This is a genomic window from uncultured Chitinophaga sp. (genome assembly GCF_902168175.1).
Lineage (GTDB): Bacteria > Bacteroidota > Bacteroidia > Chitinophagales > Chitinophagaceae > Chitinophaga.
In genome coordinates, this window is sequence record NZ_CABHOU010000072.1 from 241,017 (window position 1) to 264,548 (window position 23,532).

Genomic DNA, 23,532 nt, shown 5'->3' on the forward strand with positions numbered 1-23,532 from the left:
ATTATGGTCGTTTTCCCAAATTGTAAGATAAATTTAGGGTTGAATATCCTGCGCAAACGTGCAGACGGTTTCCACGACCTGGAGACTATCTTTTATCCCCTTCCGTTCTGCGATGCATTGGAGATTATACCTGGGGAGTCGTTACAGTTTATAGGCAGCGGTATTGATGTACCCGGTAATCCGGCCGACAATCTTTGTCTGCAGGCCTATCATCTTCTGAAAAAGGATTTTCCTCACCTCCCTCCCGTTCAAATTCATCTTTTTAAGAATATTCCAATTGGTGCCGGTCTCGGTGGAGGCTCTGCCGATGCCGCATTTACCCTTAAATTACTGAACGACAAGTTTCAGTTGGGTATAGATGAGGACGCATTGCTACAATATGCTGCCGTTTTGGGGAGTGACTGCGCATTTTTTATCAGGAACACGCCGTGTTTGGCTACCGGAAGAGGTGAGATATTGGAAGAAATAGACCTGAATTTGGGAAATTACAGCTTCCTGGTAGTGCATCCCGGTATTCATATTAATACAGGGAAAGCCTTCGGAAAGATAAAGCCAGGTGTACCGGCTCAGCCGTTGCGGGAGTTAGACCTGAAAGCCGTGGAGCGCTGGAAAGATATTTTAGTTAATGATTTTGAGGCAGTTGTGTTCGACGAATACCCTGCAATAAGAGCGATAAAGGAAAAGATGTATGCCGAAGGAGCCGTATTTGCAGCGATGAGTGGAAGCGGATCGGCGGTGGTGGGTATCTTTGCCAAAAATAAAATAACCGGCTCCTTGTGGGAAGCCGGTTACCGAGTATTTAAGAAAGTTTAACTGCTTATCCTTTAACGGAAGCAACTAAAGCTTTAAAGGTTTCTGGTTCGTTCATTGCCAAGTCAGCGAGCACTTTCCTGTTAAGGTCGATATGCTTTTCTGATAATTTATGGATAAACTGAGAGTAAGTGAGACCTTCGGCGCGGGCAGCAGCGTTAATACGTGCGATCCACAGCTGGCGGTATTCTCTTTTCTTCAGTTTTCGGCCAACATAGCTATATGTAAGACCTTTCTCCAGAACGTTCTTGGCAACGGTGTATACGTTCTTTCTTTTACCGTAGAAGCCTTTAGCTTGCTTTAAGATTTTCTTTCTTCTTGCTCTTGACGCGACTGCGTTTACTGAACGAGGCATTGATTACGCTTTAAAAGTTAAATAAATTTGAAAAGATTAGCGGAGAACAAGCATCCTTTTAACCAGGTTCAGGTTGGCATCATTTACCATGTTGCCGCCTCTGAGATGGCGTTTCCTCTTGTTGCTTTTTTTAGTGAGCAAATGGCTTTTGAAGGCATTTGCACGCTTGATTTTTCCGCCCCCGGTAACCTTGAAGGTTTTTTTCGCACGGGAGTGTGTTTTTACTTTCGGCATCTTACGTCAAATTTGGTCTGCAAAGGTAGGGATTAATTTAACAAATCCCTTATGCTGTAACAAAAATATTATTTGGTATTCCGTTTGTGTAGAAAAAGTTAACATTTTTTTGGCTAGATTAAATGATTGGAAATCAGGTTACAGATAGTTTATAAACATAAAGTCCGTAGTTTTTTGATCAGTGTCGGTAAAAATGTATTTTTGTTTTTCATATATTGTCATTAATTTTAATTTCAGATGAACCGAATACCGGACTTTGGAAAGAGAGAAAATACCGAACTTGAACACCGAATATTAGAAATACCGTACCTGAACACCGAATATTAGAATATCGAATACCTATATTATATATATCCTGGAATAACCGAACCGAAAGACCGAAGACCTATGAAAGCATTTTACACTACAGAAGTGTCAGCTCGCGGAGCTGAATTTTCTCACATCGCATACAGGGCATATTGCCAATGGGCGCTTTGCGGATAACCGTAGAGGGTATCATTCTATTCACCTAACTGTTAGCGCAATGAGAAAATTTTTACTCCTATTGACCTTGCTTGCGTGCACCTTTATCGCGAAGGCGCAAACTGCCCGGATTATCACACCTGCAGAGGTGTGTATGGGCAACTACGCCACGATGCACGCATATTTTCAGAACGACGAATTCATCAACCGTGTGGAATGGTGGATAAAACCGCCAGTCGGAGCTGCTTTTAAGATCACATCGTCGTCGACGATAGGTTTTAACGGGCTCCGTTTTATTTCCAGTGGTAAGGGCCAGTCGATTACGATTAACCTTTTGCAACTTGGTGACTACGAAATATATGCGGATATCTTTCCCGGTGCTAACACCAGCGGCCGGCGAACAACTCCGGTCCGTACGATCCGGACTTACGACTGTAGCATACAGGAGTGTCTGGGTAGCTTCGTGTCTTCCGCAAACTTCAAGGAAACCTTTGGTACGTTTGCCGCAGGGGAAGCCAGAAGATGTATCACAAACCCTCCTGCCCCCGCCCCTCCGATCATCGAATATAACTGTAATACCACAACCGCCCTTGCGGATGACTGGTACAACGTATATTGGGACACGCAGGTAGGTGGCCGTACTGAATGGGCCGCTTCTTCTGACCACACCGGTGATACCCGGGGTGGTATGCTTATTTGTAACTCTTCCGAAACACCTAAGACCTTCTTCCGAAAGGAAATTACAGGACTGTGTCCCGGTGCGGTATATAACTTTACCGCCTGGTTCCAGAACCTCGACGGAAGGCAGGTGTTGGAAAACAACTGCCGGTCGGGTTATGAGTATACGGGCGTAACGTTTATCATCGAAGATCTGGCGACAGGCACGCAGCTTGCTAACTTCCCTACCCGCGACGTATCTGCCAACCTGGCCTCCACCGATAAGTGGGTAAGGTTCGGCGGAAGTATTCGTTTGGCTGCAGGGCAGACTTCAGTAGTATTAAAAATCAGGAACGACCACCCGGGTGGTTGCGGTAACGACATTGCGATTGACGATATCGCGTTTGAATATTGCGCACCTAAAATATTTTCTTATATAGATGGATTGAAGAGTGACCGTGATGCGATTTGTCAGGGCGCTCCCATCCGCCTTACTTCTGAGATAGATCCTGTTAACTATTTTTTAAATCCTCTTTTCCAATGGCAGCACTTTAATAATGTTACCGGCGTTTGGGATATAGTATCCGGCGCTGGTTATACAGGTGAAACTACTGCTACGCTTAACATTGCTGCAGGAGTGCTGAACACTGTAGGTACCGAACGTTTCCGCCTGATGATTTATGAGGCGGGCAACCAAAATGCGGCTAACTGTTACACGCCTGGTAACAATGTGGAGTTAACCATCCTGGAAAAGCCGGTTATCTCTCTAAGTGCAAACCGAATATGTAGAGGCAGTACAGTGCGGCTGGAGGTGCTATCGAACCCGCCCGGCTATGATATTTACAATTTCGCAGGGCCGGCCCTTATCCCGTTGGGCGGACCCAACTTCAGCAGGATAGACGCCCGTCCGCTAGAAACATCTGAATATATAGTAGAAGCTGTTGCCAATTACGGCAATGGCAAAACCTGTTCTTCATACGATACGGCTACCGTGTATGTAGATACATTACCCATCGTTAACCTTGGGCCGGACGTTTCTACCTGTATCGGTACACCTATTACACTCGATGCCGGAAGTCATAATGCGGCATTTGATATAAGATGGAGTGGAGGTACCTATAGCAACTATCCGGGACAAACCATTACGGTGACGCCGGTGACCAACGGGTATGTTACTTACACCGCTACCGTTGTAAACGGAGGTTGTAACGCTTCGGACCCCATCAATGTAACAGGGGTAGTGGCACCAACATCGCGTATTACCACGCCATCTCAAAACCTATGTGCGGCAACAGACGTTAATATTGCCGCCAGCTCGCTAAGCGCCAACCAGCAAGGGGCTTGGACAATTGTAGGCAATGCTTACGGAGCTTATATAGAAACACCCACCAGCTTAAGCACAAGAGTGCGCAGTCTTCCGCTGGATCAAACCATTACTGTACAGTGGACCTCCTGGTCGACAGTTGCTACAGGTTGTCAAACCGTTAGCCAGATCACGATCAGGAACGTTAGCAGGCCGCAAACTGCGGTTGCCGGACCAACACAAACGGTTTGTGGGACCAGTTCAGTAACTCTGGCCGCTAATGCACCACTTGGTAATGAATATGGTACCTGGACCAGCTCGGTTGCAGGTGTAACCTTCAGCGACGCAAGTAATCCTGCTGCAACGATGAGCTTTAGCGGCGCTTTGCCGAGAACAGGCATCGTGTTAACATGGACGCTGCGTGATACAGCTAATGTGTGTACGCCAAGTAGTTCCAACGTAACTATTAATATGCTGGCAGCGCCAACACTTACCGTTGGTTCGCCCATCACAACCTGTGTGGCCGGTGGCAACTTCACGCTCACCTACGCCGCATCCAGCAATGCGACCCGCTATTCAATTATAGCCACAGGTAGCAATCCGATGCCAGGATTTGTGAATATTACAGATCAAACGTTGAACAATGCAGCAACCTCGATGGCTGTGCCGTACCCTGCTACAGCAGATTCCGGCACCTATACTTTCAGGATGACAGCTGCTGTTGCGAACGGATCAAATACAGCACCATCCACCTGTAGCGTGTCGGCCGACTTCGTATTAAGGGTTGAACGACCTTCCAGGATAGATTCAGTTAGCCCAAGCGCTGCAACTATCTGTACAGGTTCGAGTATCAGGCTGATCGCTTACGGTTATAAATCGCCGGGCGCAGTATTTACGTGGTACAGAGGTTCTTGCGGCGGCACAGTAGTAGGTACTGGCGATACGATCAATGTATCCCCTACTTCATCTACGGTATATTATGTTAGTGCGTCTGCAGGAACAGCTTGTGCGGCTACCCCTTGTATGGTCGTAACTGTCAACGTAGATCAGATGCCTAATAAGCCGAATCTGACCGCAGTAGCGCCCAATTGTAATAATGCAGCCTTCAACGTAACAGCCAGCCCTGCACTCACTGCGGGACAAACCGGTTCATGGACGCAGGTAGTTGGTGGAACGGCAACGATTGCCAATCCAACCAGTGCTACAACGGGCGTTACCGTTCCGGTAGGCACTACCGCCTCGCTGATCTGGACAGTAAGACAAGGTGCCTGCGTTGGTATACCAGATACAGTAGACCTTACCAACCTCTCTCCAATAACTAATAACCATATTGCCAGCAACCAGGTGATCTGTCTTGGTTCATCTGCCGCTACGCTTGTGCCAGATGAGACTATTGCCGGTGGTACCGGAACATATACATATGCATGGTTCCGTAGCACTACCGCTACAGGAGTATTCATGCCCGTTGGTGTTACAACAGCAACATACAATCCGGGTGCTATCACTACTACTTATTATTACCATCGCCGCGCTACCTCTGCACCTTGTGCTACGGTAATAAGCAATGTTATAGAAGTAAAAGTGATCAGGAATACACCAGTAGTAACCTCTACGCCTCCGGCCAAAACAGTTAATTGTGTGACCGGTGCAGATTATACTACCGAATTCGGTACACCAGTATTTACACATCCTGATGGCGTGTCGATGACTATCACGACCGCAGACACCACAACTACATCAGGTTGTAACACATTGATCAGCCGTACCTGGAGAGCTACCGACTCTTGTGGCAGATTTGTACAAACAGCGCAAACGCTTACCGTACAGGATACAACCAGGCCTACATTTAACCTGCCGCTTCCTGTTAACGCAACAGCTGAGTGTGGTGCTATTCCTGCGGTGCCTGTAGTTACTGCTACAGACGAATGCAGCAGTGCAACTATCACTTACCGTCAGGATACTTCACGCGCTACCAGCACCTGCCTTAATAACTACCAGTTAATCCGCACCTGGATTGCCCAGGATGGTTGTGGTAACATGGACAGTATTAAACAGATCATTACCGTAATAGATACTACCAGACCAGTATTTAATGTTGCTACGATACCTGCGGACGCAACGGTAGAATGTACTGCTATACCTGCAGTAGCTACTGTAACCGCAACTGATGTATGTAACACAGCGCCGGTTCGGATGATTTATCGCCAGGATACGGTGCGTGCTGCTGGTGCATGTCTTAATAACTACCAGTTAGTTCGTACCTGGATTGCCCGCGATACTTGCGGCAATATGGATAGCGTAAAACAAACGATTACTGTAGTGGATACTACTGTGCCGGTGTTCAATCCTGCCACTGTACCTGCGAATGTGACCGTAGAATGCGACGCTATTCCTGGTGCGGCTGCAGTGACTGCTACTGACGCATGTAGCACCTTCCCTGTTCGCATCGATTACCGTCAGGACACGGTGCGCACAATTGGTGCATGTCTTAATAATTACCAGTTGATCCGTACCTGGATCGCTACTGATACTTGCGGTAACGCTGACAGTGTTAAACAAACCATTACTGTAGTAGATACCACTGTGCCGGTGTTCAATCCAGCCACTGTACCTGCGAACGTAACGGTTGAGTGTGACGCGATCCCTGGTGCCGCAACAGTAACAGCTACCGACGCATGCAGCACCTACCCTGTTCGCATTGATTACCGTCAGGACACCGTGCGCACGGTTGGTGCATGTGTAAGCAACTACCAGTTGATCCGTACCTGGATCGCTACTGATACTTGCGGTAACGCTGACAGTGTTAAACAGACCATTACTGTAGTAGATACTACTGTGCCGGTGTTCAATCCTGCTACTGTACCTGCGAACGTAACAGTTGAGTGTGACGCTATCCCTGGTGCCGCTACGGTGACTGCTACCGACGCTTGTAGCACCTACCCTGTTCGCATTGATTACCGTCAGGATACGGTGCGCACGGTTGGTGCATGTGTAAGCAACTACCAGTTGATCCGTACCTGGATCGCTACTGATACTTGTGGTAACGCTGACAGTGTTAAACAAACGATTACTGTAGTAGATACCACTGTGCCGGTGTTCAATCCTGCTACTGTACCTGCGAACGTAACGGTTGAGTGTGACGCCATCCCTGGTGCCGCTACGGTAACTGCTACCGACGCTTGTAGCACTTTCCCTGTAACCATTACTTACCGTCAGGATACAGTGCGTGCAGTGGGCGCATGTCTTAATAACTACCAGTTAGTTCGCACCTGGATCGCTACTGATACTTGCGGTAACGCTGATAGTGTTAAACAAACCATTACTGTAGTAGATACCACTGTGCCGGTGTTCAATCCTGCTACAGTGCCTGCGAACGTAACGGTTGAGTGTGACGCTATCCCTGGTGCCGCTACGGTGACAGCTACCGACGCATGTAGCACTTTCCCTGTAACCATTACTTACCGTCAGGATACAGTGCGTGCAATTGGTGCATGTCTTAATAATTACCAGTTAGTTCGTACCTGGATCGCTACCGATACCTGCGGTAACGCTGACAGTGTTAAACAAACGATTACTGTAGTAGATACCACTGTGCCGGTGTTCAATCCTGCCACGGTACCTGCGAACGTAACAGTTGAATGTGACGCTATCCCTGGTGCCGCAACTGTAACAGCTACCGACGCATGTAGCACTTTCCCTGTAACAATTACTTACCGTCAGGATACAGTGCGTGCGGTTGGTGCATGTCTTAATAATTACCAGCTGATCCGTACCTGGATCGCTACTGATACTTGTGGTAACGCTGACAGTGTTAAACAGACCATTACTGTAGTAGATACCACTGTGCCGGTGTTCAATCCAGCCACTGTACCTGCAAACGTAACAGTTGAATGTGACGCCATCCCTGGTGCCGCTACGGTGAATGCTACCGACGCTTGTAGCACTTTCCCTGTAACAATTACTTACCGTCAGGATACGGTGCGTGCAGTTGGCGTATGTCTTAATAACTACCAGTTGATCCGTACCTGGATCGCTACTGATACTTGTGGTAACGCTGACAGTGTTAAACAAACGATTACTGTAGTAGATACTACTGTGCCGGTGTTCAATCCTGCCACGGTACCTGCGAACGTAACGGTTGAGTGTGACGCTATCCCTGGTGCCGCTACAGTGACTGCTACCGACGCATGTAGTACATACCCTGTAACAATTACTTACCGTCAGGACACGGTTCGTGCAGTTGGTGCATGTCTTAATAATTACCAGTTAGTTCGTACCTGGATCGCTACTGATACCTGCGGTAACGCTGACAGTGTTAAACAGACCATTACTGTAGTAGATACAACTGTGCCGGTGTTCAATCCTGCCACTGTACCTGCGAACGTAACAGTTGAATGTGACGCTATCCCTGGTGCCGCTACGGTGACTGCTACCGACGCTTGTAGCACTTTCCCTGTAACAATTACTTACCGTCAGGATACGGTGCGTGCAGTTGGTGCATGTCTTAATAACTACCAGTTAGTTCGCACCTGGATCGCTACTGATACCTGTGGTAACGCCGATAGTGTTAAACAAACGATTACTGTAGTAGATACTACTGTGCCGGTGTTCAATCCAGCCACTGTACCTGCGAATGTAACGGTTGAGTGTGACGCCATCCCTGGTGCCGCTACTGTAACAGCTACCGATGCATGTAGCACTTTCCCTGTAACCATTACTTACCGTCAGGATACAGTGCGTGCAATTGGTGCATGTCTTAATAACTACCAGTTAGTTCGTACCTGGATCGCTACTGATACTTGCGGTAACGCTGATAGTGTTAAACAAACCATTACTGTAGTAGATACTACTGTGCCGGTGTTCAATCCAGCCACGGTACCTGCGAACGTAACAGTTGAGTGTGACGCTATTCCTGGTGCCGCAACTGTAACAGCTACCGACGCATGTAGCACCTACCCTGTTCGCATCGATTACCGTCAGGACACGGTGCGCACAATTGGTGCATGTCTTAATAATTACCAGTTGATCCGTACCTGGATCGCTACTGATACTTGTGGTAACGCCGATAGTGTTAAACAAACCATTACTGTAGTAGATACTACTGTGCCGGTGTTCAATCCAGCCACTGTACCTGCAAACGTAACGGTTGAGTGTGACGCTATTCCTGGTGCCGCAACTGTAACAGCTACCGACGCATGCAGCACCTACCCTGTTCGCATTGATTACCGTCAGGACACCGTGCGCACGGTTGGTGCATGTGTAAGCAACTACCAGTTGATCCGTACCTGGATCGCTACTGATACCTGCGGTAATGCCGACAGTGTTAAACAAACCATTACTGTAGTAGATACTACTGTGCCGGTGTTCAATCCAGCCACTGTACCTGCCAACGTAACGGTTGAGTGTGACGCTATCCCTGGTGCTGCTACGGTGACTGCTACCGACGCATGTAGCACCTACCCTGTTCGCATCGATTACCGTCAGGACACGGTGCGCACAATTGGTGCATGTCTTATTAACTACCAGCTGATCCGCACCTGGATCGCTACTGATACTTGCGGTAACGCTGATAGTGTTAAACAAACGATTACTGTAGTAGATACTACTGTGCCGGTGTTCGATCCTGCCACTGTACCTGCAAACGTAACGGTTGAGTGTGACGCTATCCCTGGTGCCGCAACTGTAACAGCTACCGACGCATGTAGCACTTTCCCTGTAACCATTACTTACCGTCAGGATACGGTGCGTGCAGTTGGTGCATGTCTTAATAACTACCAGTTAGTTCGCACCTGGATCGCTACTGATACCTGCGGTAACGCTGACAGTGTTAAACAAACCATTACTGTAGTAGATACTACTGTGCCGGTGTTCGATCCTGCCACGGTACCTGCGAACGTAACAGTTGAATGTGACGCTATCCCTGGTGCTGCTACGGTGACAGCTACCGACGCATGTAGCACCTACCCTGTTCGCATCGATTATCGTCAGGATACGGTGCGCGCAATTGGTGCATGTCTTAATAATTACCAGTTGATCCGTACCTGGATCGCTACTGATACCTGCGGTAACGCTGACAGTGTTAAACAGATCATTACCGTGATCGATACCACTGTGCCAGTGTTTGATCCAGCCACTGTGCCGGCCGATGTGACCGTAGAATGTAATGTGATTCCGGGAGCTGCCAATGTAACGGCAACCGACGCATGTAGCCAGTTCCCTGTGAGGATCGACTACCGCCAGGATACATCACGTACCGGAGCAGCTTGCGTAAACAACTACCAGTTGATCCGTACCTGGATCGCTACCGATACCTGTGGTAATATGGATAGTGTTAAACAGATCATTACCGTGATCGATACCACACGTCCAGTATTTGATCCTGCCACTGTGCCGGCTGACGTAACAGTAGAATGTACCGCTATCCCTGGTGCTGCTGCTGTAACCGCTACCGATGCATGTAGCCAGTTCCCTGTAAGGATTGACTACCGTCAGGACACATCACGTACCACATCGACCTGTATTAATAATTACCAGTTGATCCGTACCTGGATCGCTACCGATACCTGCGGTAACATGGACAGTGTGAAACAGATCATTACGGTGATCGATACCACACGCCCTGTGTTTGATCCTGCTACAGTACCGGCTGACGTAACAGTAGAATGTACCGCCATCCCTGGTGCAGCTACACTGACCGCCACCGACGCCTGCAGCATCTACCCTGTTCGTATCGACTACCGCCAGGATACATCACGCACTGCTGGTGCTTGTGTAAACAACTACCAGCTGATCCGCACCTGGATTGCTACCGATACCTGCGGTAACATGGATAGTGTGAAACAGATCATTACCGTGATCGACACTACACGCCCTGTGTTTGATCCTGCAACTGTACCGGCTGACGCCACAGTAGAATGTAACGCCATCCCGGGCGCTGCTACTGTAACAGCTACCGATGCCTGCAGCATCTACCCTGTTCGTATCGACTACCGCCAGGATACCTCCCGTACCGGTGCTGCCTGCGCGAACAACTACCAGTTGATCCGCACCTGGACCGCGATCGATACCTGTGGTAACATGGATAGTGTGAAACAGATCATTACGGTGATCGACACCACACGCCCAGTGTTTAATCCAGCCACTGTACCGGCCGACGTGACCGTAGAATGTAATGTGATCCCGGGAGCTGCCAATGTAACGGCGACCGACGCTTGTAGCCAGTTCCCTGTGAGGATCGACTACCGCCAGGATACATCACGTACCGGAGCAGCTTGTGTAAACAACTACCAGCTGATCCGTACCTGGATCGCTACCGATACCTGTGGTAATATGGATAGTGTGAAACAGATCATTACCGTGATCGATACTACACGTCCAGTATTTGATCCTGCCACTGTACCGGCTGATGCCACAGTAGAATGTAGCACAATACCTGCTGCTGCTGCTGTAACCGCCACCGATGCATGTAGCCAGTTCCCTGTAAGGATTGACTACCGCCAGGATACAGCCCGTGCAGCAGGCGCCTGCTTCAACAACTACCAGTTAATCCGTACCTGGATCGCCACCGATACCTGCGGTAACATGGATAGTGTTAAACAGGTACTGACTGTGATCGATACTACCAAACCGGTGTTCAATATGATAACAGTACCGGCCGACACCACAGTTGAATGTAGTGCCCTGCCATCTGCTCCTGTAGTAACTGCTACGGACGCATGCAGCCCTGCCGGTGTAACTGTTACCATGACCACCAGAGTTGATTCTGTCGGATCTTGCAGCAACTACCGCATCACCCGTACCTGGTACGCTACCGATGTGTGTGGTAACGTGGACAGCATCAAACAGGTAATCACCGTTATGGATACGACAAGGCCTGTATTCGTGATCACAGCGCCTGCAGATATTGCAGTGTCCTGCGATGCGATACCAACTGAGCCTACGCTTACTGCCAGCGACAACTGTACGCCAGTGGCCGATATCCGTATCACATACGTACAAACAAGGGTGGACGGCAACTGTGCGAACAGTTACAGCCTCATCCGAACCTGGACGGCCTTCGATATCTGTGGTAACAGCACCAGCGTACAGCAAACCATCACCGTGGCGGATACTACCAGACCGGTGTTTAACCTGCCAGCGCCTGCTAACATCACCGTAAGCTGTGACTCAATACCAACAGCGGTTACCATGACTGCTACCGATAATTGCAGTCCGGCATCAGCCATCCAGATCATACCGGGTCAGAGCATACAGCCAATACCTGGACGTTGCGCGAACAACTACCTGATCGTACGCACCTGGACAGCAATAGATGAGTGTAACAACTCAACTACGATTACCCAGACGATCACCGTAATTGACACTACAAGGCCTGTGTTTACAGTAGCAATACCTGCCGACACTACCGTAGATTGTAGCGCAATACCACAACTGCCAGACCTGCAGGCTTCAGACAACTGTAGCCCTGTAACAAGGGTAACGCTTACTAAAAACGAGCAGCGCGTGAATATTCCGGGCGCATGCAGGAATAACTACCAGTTAATCCGCACCTGGACCGCCACAGACGAATGTAGTAACATCCGCTCCGCAACGCAGACGATTACTGTACAGGATACCACCAGGCCGGTATTTACTACCCCTGCTCCTGCTAATGTAACTGTGACCTGCGATAGCGTACCGCTGCAACCTGATATGAGCGCTACCGACCTTTGCAGCCCGAACGCTGTAACGGTGACTAAAAACGAACAAAGGGTGAACACTCCAGGCGCCTGCGTAAATAACTACCAGTTACTGCGCACCTGGACTGCTACCGACGAATGTGGCAACACTACCACTGTACAGCAGATCATTACTGTGCAGGATATGGTGAAACCAAGGTTCGTAATAGCTATCCCAAGAGATACTACTGTGAACTGTGATGCGATTCCGACCATGCCTGCCCTGGCTGCTACCGACAACTGTAGCCCCGCAGCGAATGTGACGATCACCCGCAACGAACAGCGTGTGGATATAGCCGGCGCATGCGACAACAACTACAGGTTGTTACGCACCTGGACCGCTACCGACGAATGTGGTAACTATACCACTGCCCTGCAGATCATTACCGTACAGGATACCACAAGGCCGGTGTTCACCACACCGATACCTGCTAACGCAACGGTTGATTGTGGTAATGTACCTGCACAGCCAGACCTGATCGCCACCGATAACTGTTCTGCTGCAAACAGGGTTACTGTTACCAGGAACGAACAACGCGAAGAAATCGCTAACGCTAACTGTACCGGCAGCTACCGCCTGATCCGTACCTGGACCGCCAGGGATGAATGTGGTAACCTGACCGTTGCAACGCAGATACTCACTGTACAGGATACCACAAGGCCGGTGTTCACCTCCGCGCCAATGAGGGATACAACAGTGAACTGTAACGAGGTGCCAGCATGGCCGGTGGTAACAGCTACCGACAACTGTAACCCGAACGGTGTAACGATCACGATCAGTCAGACTAAACAGTTCCTGAGCGCTACCTGCAGCAACAACTACAGGCTCATACGTACCTGGACTGCGAAAGACGAATGTGGTAACACAGCCATCATGCAGCAGATACTCACCGTACAGGATACTATAAGGCCTGTGTTCTCGATCGCTCCGCCAAGGGATACTACGGTGAACTGTGATGCGATACCATCTAAACCTACTGTTACTGCTACCGACAACTGTAGCGTGAACAGCAAGGTGAAAGTGACGCAGACAGAGGTAAGGGAAAACATCCCGAACTCCTGCAACTACAGGCTCGTACGTACCTGGACGGCTATCGACGAGTGCGGCAATTCAAACATCGTACGCCAGGTAATCACTGTACAGGATACTACAAGGCCTGTTATTGCTCCGGCTCCGGCCAACATAACAGTAACCTGTCAGCAACCAGTACCTGCAGCGGTGGTGCTTAGAGCCACAGACAACTGTGACGGCACCTTCCCGAAAAATGCAGTGATGACAGTTGATCCATTTGTTGCAGACATCTGTAACGGTTATACCATCACCAGAAGGTGGAATGTAACGGATGCATGCGGTAACAGGGCTGAGGAAAGAGTACAGGTAATTACCATCGTACCATGTCCGAAACCAGCACTGAGACCGACGCTGCCACAGAACTGTTCAACTAATCCATTCTTCACTATCGAAACAGTGAATCCGGTGACCAGGCCGACTTATATACTGGTAGGCGTAACGCCATCCAATGCAGTAAGGGTACCGCTGTCACAAACCAGCAACCGCTTTAACCTGAATGGTGCTACTACTGCATCCTTCATCGTGAGAGATGGCGTAACGGGTTGCACTTCTGATACCATGACATACCAGCTGAATTACATCCAGACACCGGTTGTAAACCTCGGCAAAGACACCAGCATATGCGGTGGCGATGGTATAGTGCTGGATGCAGGTGCTACCAACTTCAACAATACCATTGTATGGAGTACAGGCGCCACTACACAACGTATTAAAGTACTGCAGGCTGGTACTTACTGGGTACAGGTAAGCAATGGCATCTGCGTAACCAGGGATACAATTAAAGTGGCCCTGATACCAATGCCGCTGATCAACCTGCCGGATACTACCATCTGTCGCGGTCAATCAGTAAGACTGAACGCAACTGTAACAGGCGCTACTTACCTCTGGAGCACCGGTGCCACCACCCCTGCTATCAACGTAAGCACGCAGGAACAGTTCTGGGTAAGGGTGATGAAGAACGGTTGTATCACCATCGATACGGTGAACGTAACGGTGAATCCTCCGCCAGACATCACGCTCCGCTCAGATACCACTATCTGTCCTGGCCAGTCGGTTGTACTCACGGTTACATCTAATGCCGGCCGTGTACAATGGGTAACCGGAGAAACCGCGAACTCTATCGCGGTAAACAAAGCCGGTAACTACTGGGTAGCTGTAACAAGAGACCGTTGCATAGTTAGAGATACCGTACAGGTGAAAATGAGATCACCGCTCAGGTTCGAACTTGGACCAGACAGGATCATTTGCCCAGACGGACGTTTCACTATCGACGCAAGGAACAATGATGCAGCGAACTACCTGTGGAATGACGGTGATCGCAACCCGATCAAGGCAATAGACAGGGCTGGTACATATATCCTGAGCATACTTGACCGATACTGCGACAACGTAATATCAGACAGCATCAGGGTAAGAGTGGCAGGCGCTCCTAAAGTGAGCCTTGGCAACGATACCATGATCTGCCGCGGTCTTACTTACACCATCAAACCGAAACTGCTGGAAGATGCTACGCACATCCGCTGGAGCAACGGCCAAACAGGCCCGACCCTCAACGTAACTGAGCCAGGCACTTACTCAGTAACCGCTTATAACGATTGCGGAAGCACTACCGATGAAATCATTGTAGACTTCATGGAGTGTGAAAGCAAACCGGATATACCTAATGCCTTCTCTCCAAACGGTGACGGACGAAACGACGTCTTCCGCCCTGTGGTAAGAGGTCCGATGTATGACTATGAATTACGCATCTTCAACCGTTGGGGCGAAATGATCTTCATCTCGAAAGATCTGCACAAAGGATGGGATGGTAAATACAAAGGCAAGCCGGTTGACAATTCCACTTTCGTATGGTGGATGAGTTACAAGAAAGTTCAGAACGGACCGGTATTCATACTTAAAGGCGAAGTGACCGTAATTCGCTAACCTGGTAAACAAACAACATTTACGGTTCTTTCACAGAGAGGCTGCCTTGTGCAGCCTCTCTTTTTTCATCCCTGTTGTACCCAGTCTTTGTAATGGGTAACCATGTAAAACAGGTCTTTTCCCCGCGTATAAAAGCCGTTCGAAGAATAAGGATAATCGCCCGCATCACGACAAAGTTGCCAGTTGGCGCGCATCGGATTTGTATGCATCATGTGCAGCAGATGAACGAGCTCACGCTCGCTACTGATACCGGTTGTTTTAACCGGCGTTTCCCAGATGGCTCCCTCCGGATATCCACTCGTATGCAGCACGCGCTCAAGCATGATCGGTTGTTCCTTTCGTAATAAATGGCGCAGGCTTTCGGCGGTACCCCGCAACAGGCAATCCATCGGCTTCTCCCTGCCATTTGGCCGAAGCTCTTCCCATAACAGGTGTACATGATTGGGCATAATTACATAACCGTAAATCCGCACGCATTTTCTGTCGTGCAGCGATTGGAGATAACGGATCACAATGTTCTTGTACTTGTCTGATGCGAGCACCCGTTGCCTGTTGTTGATACTGACGGTGCAGTAAAAAAGTTTTGGTTCCATAGCGGTTAACAATTTCTCCAAAGTTAGGGAGAGTGTTTGGAACCACGAGCCGAGAAATTGTCAGTTTGAGAAGAGAATTTCTCCAGTGACACTTAATGTTGGGGCAAAAAAAGGAGGACGATTGTCCTCCTTTGCTATTTTGATACTAATAGAGTAATCGCGTTTTTATAGTATGCGGCACTTCTTTTAACAAGGCAATTGCCTCGGTAGACAGGGCACTATCTACGTCCAGTACCACGTAACCAATGTTGTCGTTGGTTTTAAGGTACTGACCCAGGATGTTGATCTTGTTCTGGGAAAGCGCTGTATTGATGGCCGATAGTACACCTGGCACGTTCGCATGGATGTGCAGGATACGATGGGTGTTCTCTACGCCTGGTACACTGATAGCTGGGATGGTATGCGAACCGAAGCTGGCACCTTTTTCCAGGTAGTTCAGCATCTTGGCGCTTACATCGAGTCCAATATTGAACTGCGCTTCTTCTGTGCTTCCGCCGATGTGCGGGGTCAGTATTACGTTAGGCAGTTTCTGTAATGGTGTGCTGAATGCAGCACCATTCTTTTCAGGCTCTACCGGGAATACGTCGATAGCGGCGCCGGAAAGCTGACCACTTACTAGTGCATCTCTCAGGTGTTCGAGGTTCACCACTTCGCCCCTGGCGTAGTTGATGAATATCGCGCCCTTCTTGGCATACTGAAGAATTTCCTGGTCGATCATATTTTCTGTACGGGCAGTTGAAGGCACGTGCAGGGTGATGATATCTGATTTACCAAACAGTTCTTTCAGTTGACGTTCCTGCGAAGCGTTACCGAGCGGTAGTTTGGTTTCCACATCGTAGTAAATTACGTTCATCCCCATTCCTTCTGCCAATACACTTACCTGGCTGCCGATGTTGCCGTAACCTACGATACCGAGCGTTTTACCTCTCAGTTCGAAACTGCCGGTAGCCTCTTTTTTCCAGATACCTTCATGCGCAGCAGCGTTTTTGTCCGGAATGCGGCGGATGAGCATAATGGAAAGGCCGATCACGAGTTCGGCCACCGAACGTGTATTGGAATAGGGCGCATTAAATACTGCTACCCCCGACTTTGTGGCTGTTTTAAGGTCTACCTGGTTGGTGCCGATACAGAAGCACCCGATTGCCTGTAATTTATTGGCTGCTTCTAATACCGCAGGTGTAACGTGTGTTTTGGAGCGGATGCCCAAAAGGTGTACGTCTTTAATTTCGCGTACCAGATCCTCTTCGCTGAGGGCGCCGGTCAGTCGCTTTACGTTCGCATAGCCTGCATCTTTAAACTCGCTTGCTGCTGCCTCGCTGATGTTCTCCAGGAGCAAAATGTTGATCTTTTCCTTCGGATAACTGGTTATTTTACGTTCACTCATAAAAAAGTACTATTGTTTTCAAAACGTCCCAAAGCGCAAACCTACCAGAGTTTCAGCACAAATCAAACACTGTCCCTGTCAAATTCGATTTTCTCAAAAAAACACCCTGACTTGGCTCATTTTTTGAATAATATTTACCATCATATCTTAAAAACTCCTTAAAAAACTGGTGATTTGCCGGATTTTATTTGGCAGAAGCAGCGTCAGCACCTATTTTTAAGGCTTTTATAACAACTGACCCATAGTTTTATATTAGTGATGAAGCGCAAGAATGCAGCAATTGGTGTTTTAGCCATGTCTATATCCACACTGGTCCTGGTTTCGGGGTGCAGTAGCAGCGTGGCCCATAAGAAGGACGCAAACAACGGCAGAAAGAAGAAAGACAGCATATATACTTTGGGCCTTACCGAAGACCAGCAGGCTGCTGTACGTAATTCGGCCCGTAGTAAACAAATAAGCCGTGATATGGCGTTCATATATGCAGATAAACTGAAGAAGAGCGGCTTTAACGGCAGTATCCTACTCGCCCGCAAAGGTGTTGTGCTTTTCGAGCAATATAATGGGTACGAGGACTTCAAAACCCGGTCTCCACTTACAGACAGCTCCAGTTTTCAATTAGCATCGGTGTCTAAAACCTTTACGGGTATGGCAGCGCTGAAGCTGGTGGAGAATCAGAAGCTGTCACTGGAAGATAGTCTCCAGCACTTCTTTCCCAACTTCCCTTATAAAGGCATTACCGTGCGTATGTTGTTGAATCACCGCAGCGGGTTGCCTAATTATCTTTATTTCTGCGACAGCCTCTGGCCTGATCGTAAAAAGCTGATGACGAACAATGATGTAATCGGGTTGATGGAAAAACATCGTCCGCGCATACAACATATGCCTAATACGCATTTCCAGTATTGCAATACCAATTACCTGCTGCTGGCCTCTATCGTTGAAAAGGCCAGCGGTGAAAAGTTTGCTGATTACATGCAGCATACCTTCTTCCAGCCGCTGGATATGACCCATACTTTTATCGATGACGGTACTGCGCCTAAACGCCCGCACCAAACGGTGAGCCACGACTTCCGCGGTCGTCCCGAAGCGGATGTTAATTTTGATGGTGTGGTAGGTGATAAAGGAATTTACAGCACGGTGAACGATATGCTTAAATGGGACCAGGCGCTTTATTCCGGTAAGCTCTTTACAGAGGCTACTTTGAAGGAAGCCTTCACGCCTTACAGCAATGAAAAGCCAGGCATACGTAACTATGGCTTGGGCTGGCGACTGATGGTGTATCCTGGTAACGCTCATAACATTGTGTACCACAACGGATGGTGGCATGGTAACAATACCGTGTTCTATCGTTTCGTACAGGATTCAACCACGCTTGTAATACTGGGCAACAGGTATAACCGCGCTATCTATCACGCAGTAAAACCTATTCGTGATGCCATTGGGCATGGTGATGGTGAAGAGGCGGGCGACGAGTAATTACCCTCCGTGTTTCCGGTTCGGAAGCACGTTATTCCTGGTCCATTCAATCTTTTCTTTAAAAGGATAACTTCGCACGGGACACTGTAAAAGCTGGCAACAGGAGCAACTGGTAGGCAGGCAGGGATCTGTATGTATAAAGAATTCTGTTTCCCCGTTCTCCAACTCTCTGTTGATGAGCCTGTCCACTGCTTTCATTTCATCATGTACCTGGCTCAGTTCCAGGTAATAAGGCATGGTGATGTGACAATCTATATGATAGTTGTTGCCGTATTGTTGTACCCGCATGTTGTGTACGTCTATCCACATAGGATGGCGGTTGCGCGACAGGATATCTATCACCTTATCTACGGTCTGCATATCCGTTTCGTCCATCAGGCCGGAAATGGATTTACGCAGCAACTGGTAACCTTTAAACAGGATGAAACTACCCATGATGGCCGAAGTGGCAGGGTCTACCCAGGTCCAGCCGGTGAAGTGGATGAGCAGCAGGGCACCGATAAGGGCGATAGAGCTATAGGCGTCGGTTAAGATGTGCTGACCGTTTCCGCTTAAGGTAATGGAGCCCGCACGTTTGCCTGCAAACACCAGGTAACGACCGAGCAGGTAGTTGATAACGGTGGTGCCCGCGATCGCCCATAAACCATGGTCTACATCCTCAATCGTATGCGGCGTAAAGAAATACTGGGCGGCCTTAAAAAGGATTAAAAGGCCTGCTATAAAGATCATCGCGCCTTCGAAACCGATAGAAAAGAATTCTACTTTTCCATGCCCGTACGGGTGGTTCTCGTCTCTTGGTTTACTGGTAAGGTAGATGCTGTAACTCGCAAACATCCCGGCCACCACGTTGATGATCGATTCCAGGGCATCCGAGAGGATGGCAACGGAATGTGTCATGAAATAGGCGCCGAACTTCGCCACGGTAAGTATAAAACTCACCGCCAGCGATAGCAGGATAATACGAAACTCTCTTCTAAGCAAAACCACAGATTTAGTACGGCAAATATCAACTAAATGAATGGATTACAACATCATCCGTACCAGGAATGTATCCACATATTTATATCTTCGTCGTATGGACCTCCGCAATGCCATATTGGAAGAACATTCCAGGGAACAAACACTCAAAATCGCTGCCTGGATAGGTAAGGACAAAAAGCGCTTCGCAGCGCTGCTGCAATTGTTTTTGCACGATGAGTACCGCGTGGTACAACGTGCCGCCTGGACGCTTCGCCATGTAGCAGAACACCACCCTCCCATCATCACGCCTCATCTTGATGAAATAGTGGAACGTTTAGGGCACGATGGTATACCGGTGGCGGTTAAACGCAATGTAATGGCGGTGTTGCAGCAAATACAGATACCGGAAAAGCTGCACGGCGAAGTCATGAACTATTGTTTCGACTTCTTACAGGACCCGCAGGAAACCATTGCAGTCAAGGCTTTCTGTATGACCATCCTGGGCAACCTCGCCCAGTCTTACCCTGAAATTAAAAATGAAATAGTACTGGTAATAGAAGACCTGCTGGAGCAGGGGGCCAGTGCGGGTATACGCTCGCGGGCCAAGAAAACGCTGAAGGCCTTGGGAAAATAAAATACCCGGAACAAACGCTCCGGGTATTTATAAATATGTAGCCTGTATTAGTTGCTGCTTTCTTCTGACTTATTCTCAGAAGGTGCCGGGTTATCGGACGGTGCCGGTGCCTGCGCCTGTTGGGCCGGTACAATAGGCCTGTTTTTGTACTGGATGTTGATGGGAGGCCTGCCCTGAGGCGTAACCTGGGTAGTAGTACCACCACCACTCTGAGCAGCCGGCGACGGTGCTGGCCTTTCGATGCGTTCAGGACGTTCTGCCCTTTCAGGTCTTTCCGGCCTTTCTGCTTTCTCCGCTTTCTCGCCACCACCAGATGGTTTTTTCTTCGCGCTCTTAGGAGCGAAGATGGCGATCATCCTTTTACCTTCCATGGTAGGCATGCCTTCCAGCGCACCCACCTCAGCGAGGCGTTCTGCGAACTTCAGCAAAATCAACTCACCACGTTCTTTAAACATGATAGCACGACCTTTAAACTGAACGTACGTTTTTACTTTATTACCTTCTTTGAGGAATTTCTCAGCGTGTTTCGCCTTGAAGTCAAAGTCATGATCGTCCGTATTGGGCGTAAAGCGAATTTCTTTTACTTCGCTTTTATGCGCATTGGCTTTCATTTCCTTTTCCTTCTTCTTCTTCTCGTAAAGGAATTTATTGTAATCGATGATTCTGCATACTGGTGGAACAGCATTTGGGGAAATTTCCACAAGGTCAAGGCCCTGGTCGTCCGCCATACGCTGAGCGTCTTCTGTACGATAAACGCCGACCTCCACATTGTCACCTACCAATCGAACTTCAGGAACGCGGATCATCCTGTTTGTGCGATGTTCTTGTTGTTGTTCTCTTCTGAAGTTAGGGCCTTTACCCCGGTTAAAATTTGGCTTTGGTCTTTGTTGCATTAAGAAAAATAAAAGTTACTAATTTAAATTTTACTGATCGATACGTAATATTACAACTTTCTTATTCAAAAGGTTTACGATTTATCACCTCGTCTGTAATAAGATCGATGAAATTTTTGATCTCCATTGTCCCGAGGTCTCCTTTTGCCTGGCGGCGTACTGCAACCAGGTTATCGGTAGCTTCCTTCTCTCCAAGTACCAGCATATACGGAATTTTTGCCAGCTCTGCTTCGCGGATCTTCTTACCGATTTTCTCGCTACGATCGTCAATCTCTGCGCGAATTTCCGAATTTTTCAGCAATTCTGCCACTTTTTCTGCATAAGCCTGGCTTTTGTCACTGATTGGCAGGATTTTAACCTGCGTAGGTGCCAGCCATAATGGGAACTTACCAGCTACGTGTTCTATAAGTACCGCAATGAAACGTTCAAGGGAGCCAAATGGCGCACGGTGAATCATTACAGGGCGGTGTTTGGCGTTGTCTGCACCGATATACTCGAGTTCGAAGCGTTCAGGAAGGTTGTAATCTACCTGTATCGTACCCAACTGCCATTTACGGCCCAGGGCATCTTTCACCATGAAATCAAGTTTCGGGCCATAAAATGCTGCTTCGCCGTATTCTACCACGGTATTCAGCCCTTTTTCCCGGGCGCTTTCGATAATCGCCTGCTCGGCCAGGTTCCAGTTCTCGTCAGTTCCAATGTACTTGGAGCGGTCTTCCTTGTCGCGCAGGGAAATCTGGGCGGTATAGTCAGTGAAGTTCAGGCTTTTGAATACGTACAGCACCAGGTCTATCACCTTAATAAACTCTTCCTTCACCTGGTCGGGACGGCAGAAAAGGTGGGCATCATCCTGTGTAAAGCCACGTACACGGGTCAAACCATGCAGCTCGCCATGTTGCTCGTAACGGTAAACGGTACCGAATTCGGCCAGGCGAACGGGCAGATCTTTGTAAGACTTAGGTGATGCCTTGTAAATTTCGCAGTGGTGCGGACAGTTCATCGGTTTTAACAGGAACTCCTCGCCCTCCTCAGGTGTGCTGATGGGCTGGAAGCTGTCTTTACCATACTTCTCGTAGTGGCCGGAAGTTACGTACAGCTGTTTGCTGCCGATATGCGGCGTTACTACGGGCAGGTAACCACTGTCCATCTGCGCCTTTTGCAGGAACTGTTGTAAACGCTCGCGGAGCATAGCTCCTTTAGGCAGCCATAAAGGCAAACCTAAACCTACTTTCTCGGAGAAGGTGAACAACTCAAGTTCCTTACCCAGTTTACGGTGGTCGCGTTTCTTCGCTTCCTCCAGCAGGGTCAGGTGCTCGTCAAGCTCTTTCTGGTTGGGGAAAGTAATACCGTAGATGCGGGTCAGCATCTTGTTCTTTTCGTTCCCACGCCAGTAAGCGCCGGCAATATTGGTGAGTTTTATCGCTTTGATAAAACCAGTGTTCGGAATGTGCGGACCTTTACACAGGTCGGTAAAACCACCCTGGGTGTAAAAAGTGATGTCGCCGTCGTTCAAACCTTCGATCAGTTCCAGTTTGTACTGGTCCTGTTTTTCGGTAAAGTACTGAAGTGCGTCTGCTTTGGATACTTCTTTACGAACATAAACGCTGCTTTGCTTTGCCAGTTCGTTCATTTTCACTTCTATCTTACGCAGGTCTTCTTCGCCGATCTGACGGTCGCCCAAATCAATATCGTAGTAGAAGCCACCACCTTCGATAGCGGGACCAATACCGAGTTTCACCCCTGGATACAGTGCTTCCAGGGCCTCGGCCATCAGGTGGGCCGAAGAGTGCCACATCGTAGACTTGCCTTCTTTGTCGGACCAGGTAAGTAGCTGCAACGTACTATCTGTTGTGATCGGGCGCGTGGCATCGATCACCTCGCCGTTTACTTTGGCCGATAATACTTTGCGCGCAAGTCCTTCGCTGATCGACTTGGCAATGTCCAGAGCGGATACGCCTGGTTCATACTGTCTGACTGCTCCATCCGGGAGTGTAATGTTGATCATATATTATTCTAAGATCTTCTTTATAAAATGCTTGCGAAGTTAATCATTTGGGTG

11 protein-coding genes are annotated in these 23,532 nt (G+C 48.7%); 4 read left to right on the top strand and 7 right to left on the bottom strand.

From position 1 onward, the window contains the following. The first annotated feature begins 3 nt into the window (after window positions 1-3). On the top strand, window positions 4-813 hold the full coding sequence (gene ispE, locus QZT80_RS16045) for a 4-(cytidine 5'-diphospho)-2-C-methyl-D-erythritol kinase (protein WP_295124064.1): 810 nt from the start codon (window positions 4-6) through the stop codon (window positions 811-813). 4 nt (window positions 814-817) lie between these two features. On the opposite strand, the gene rplT is transcribed toward ispE, so the two are convergent. After that, complete coding sequence (rplT, locus tag QZT80_RS16050; RefSeq protein WP_244837636.1) at window positions 818-1,165, bottom strand: 50S ribosomal protein L20; 348 nt, start codon at window positions 1,163-1,165, stop codon at window positions 818-820. A gap of 36 nt (window positions 1,166-1,201) precedes the next feature. Continuing rightward, complete coding sequence (rpmI, locus tag QZT80_RS16055) at window positions 1,202-1,399, bottom strand: 50S ribosomal protein L35 (RefSeq protein WP_295124069.1); 198 nt, start codon at window positions 1,397-1,399, stop codon at window positions 1,202-1,204. A gap of 523 nt (window positions 1,400-1,922) precedes the next feature. Between rpmI and QZT80_RS16060 the strand changes: the two genes are divergently transcribed. After that, window positions 1,923-15,533 (top strand): gliding motility-associated C-terminal domain-containing protein, encoded by a 13,611-nt coding sequence (locus QZT80_RS16060; RefSeq protein WP_295124072.1) that lies wholly within the window; start codon window positions 1,923-1,925, stop codon window positions 15,531-15,533. Between the two features lie 65 nt (window positions 15,534-15,598). Here QZT80_RS16060 and QZT80_RS16065 read toward each other — a convergent pair whose 3' ends face one another. Together QZT80_RS16065 and serA are read right to left on the bottom strand one after the other, a co-directional pair. Next, a complete protein-coding gene (locus QZT80_RS16065) occupies window positions 15,599-16,126 on the bottom strand; it encodes a transposase (protein WP_295124075.1) in 528 nt (175 codons plus the stop codon). 145 nt (window positions 16,127-16,271) lie between these two features. Beyond that, a complete protein-coding gene (gene serA, locus QZT80_RS16070) occupies window positions 16,272-17,510 on the bottom strand; it encodes a phosphoglycerate dehydrogenase (protein ID WP_295124078.1) in 1,239 nt (412 codons plus the stop codon). Window positions 17,511-17,768: 258 nt separating this feature from the next. On the opposite strand from serA, the gene QZT80_RS16075 reads away from it, so the two are divergent. Next, the gene (locus tag QZT80_RS16075; protein WP_295124080.1) at window positions 17,769-18,986 is read left to right on the top strand and encodes a serine hydrolase; all 1,218 of its coding nucleotides are present in this window, start codon (window positions 17,769-17,771) and stop codon (window positions 18,984-18,986) included. Here QZT80_RS16075 and QZT80_RS16080 read toward each other — a convergent pair whose 3' ends face one another. Further along, the gene (locus QZT80_RS16080; protein ID WP_295124082.1) at window positions 18,987-19,967 is read right to left on the bottom strand and encodes a cation diffusion facilitator family transporter; all 981 of its coding nucleotides are present in this window, start codon (window positions 19,965-19,967) and stop codon (window positions 18,987-18,989) included. 37 nt (window positions 19,968-20,004) lie between these two features. Here QZT80_RS16080 and QZT80_RS16085 point away from each other — a divergent pair, with 37 nt between their 5' ends. Beyond that, the gene (locus QZT80_RS16085; protein ID WP_295124084.1) at window positions 20,005-20,580 is read left to right on the top strand and encodes a hypothetical protein; all 576 of its coding nucleotides are present in this window, start codon (window positions 20,005-20,007) and stop codon (window positions 20,578-20,580) included. A 47-nt stretch (window positions 20,581-20,627) separates the two neighbouring features. Here QZT80_RS16085 and infC read toward each other — a convergent pair whose 3' ends face one another. Continuing rightward, window positions 20,628-21,473 carry a translation initiation factor IF-3 gene (gene infC / locus QZT80_RS16090; RefSeq protein ID WP_295124086.1) on the bottom strand — a complete coding sequence of 282 codons (846 nt, stop codon included), beginning with the start codon at window positions 21,471-21,473 and terminating at the stop codon, window positions 20,628-20,630. 61 nt (window positions 21,474-21,534) lie between these two features. Next, complete coding sequence (thrS, locus tag QZT80_RS16095) at window positions 21,535-23,478, bottom strand: threonine--tRNA ligase (protein ID WP_295124088.1); 1,944 nt, start codon at window positions 23,476-23,478, stop codon at window positions 21,535-21,537. Window positions 23,479-23,532 lie beyond the last annotated feature (54 nt).

Bases quoted from the DNA above. Each gene is read 5' to 3' on its own strand.
- QZT80_RS16075 (WP_295124080.1), top strand. From the start codon at position 17,769: ATGAAGCGCAAGAATGCAGCAATTGGTGTTTTAGCCATGTCTATATCC.
- rplT (WP_244837636.1), bottom strand. From the start codon at position 1,165: ATGCCTCGTTCAGTAAACGCAGTCGCGTCAAGAGCAAGAAGAAAGAAA.
- QZT80_RS16085 (WP_295124084.1), top strand. From the start codon at position 20,005: ATGGATTACAACATCATCCGTACCAGGAATGTATCCACATATTTATAT.
- QZT80_RS16065 (WP_295124075.1), bottom strand. From the start codon at position 16,126: ATGGAACCAAAACTTTTTTACTGCACCGTCAGTATCAACAACAGGCAA.
- serA (WP_295124078.1), bottom strand. From the start codon at position 17,510: ATGAGTGAACGTAAAATAACCAGTTATCCGAAGGAAAAGATCAACATT.
- thrS (WP_295124088.1), bottom strand. From the start codon at position 23,478: ATGATCAACATTACACTCCCGGATGGAGCAGTCAGACAGTATGAACCA.
- rpmI (WP_295124069.1), bottom strand. From the start codon at position 1,399: ATGCCGAAAGTAAAAACACACTCCCGTGCGAAAAAAACCTTCAAGGTT.
- infC (WP_295124086.1), bottom strand. From the start codon at position 21,473: ATGCAACAAAGACCAAAGCCAAATTTTAACCGGGGTAAAGGCCCTAAC.
- ispE (WP_295124064.1), top strand. From the start codon at position 4: ATGGTCGTTTTCCCAAATTGTAAGATAAATTTAGGGTTGAATATCCTG.
- QZT80_RS16060 (WP_295124072.1), top strand. From the start codon at position 1,923: ATGAGAAAATTTTTACTCCTATTGACCTTGCTTGCGTGCACCTTTATC.